The organism is Pseudomonas sp. ES1, from assembly GCF_050586605.1.
In the GTDB taxonomy this organism is placed as follows: Bacteria; Pseudomonadota; Gammaproteobacteria; order Pseudomonadales; family Pseudomonadaceae; genus Aquipseudomonas; species Aquipseudomonas sichuanensis.
Window position 1 is genome coordinate 1 of sequence record NZ_JBOBDM010000142.1, and the last position, 495, is coordinate 495.

Genomic DNA, 495 nt, shown 5'->3' on the forward strand with positions numbered 1-495 from the left:
GTTGATGCTCTCAATGGCGTTGGTGGTGTAAATCACCTTCCTAATGGCCGGAGGGAAGACGAAAAATGGAATCACTCGATCCCAGGCGCGCCTCCAAGCAGCCACCACCGTCGGATATTTCTCGCCCCATGGCCCGTTCTCAAACTCATCGAGTGCTTGCTCAGCCGCTTCGGCATTGATGGCTTGGTAAATCGGTTTCAGCTCCTTTGCCAGAGCTCGCCGCTTGTCCCAGGCTGCGAAGTCCAGGCTGTTGCGGATCAGGTGCACGATGCACGTCTGCAACGTCGTTTCTGGAAACACGGCACTGAGGGCCTCCGGCATGCCTTTGAGGCCATCGGTCACGGCAATCAGCACATCCTCGACGCCACGTGTCTTGAGATCGTTAAACACCTTCATCCAGAACTTTGCACCCTCAGTGTTCTCGATCCAGATGCCCAAGATATCGCGCGTCCCATCGGGGAGAACGCCCAATGCCAAGTAAATGGCCTTGTTGCG

General features: G+C 56.2%; 1 protein-coding gene. It reads right to left on the minus strand.

Annotated features, from left to right (window positions below; all coding sequences use genetic code 11):
* The coding region (locus ACQ4N9_RS26510; protein ID WP_430934123.1) for an IS256 family transposase at positions 1-495 on the minus strand (495 nt) is incomplete at both ends.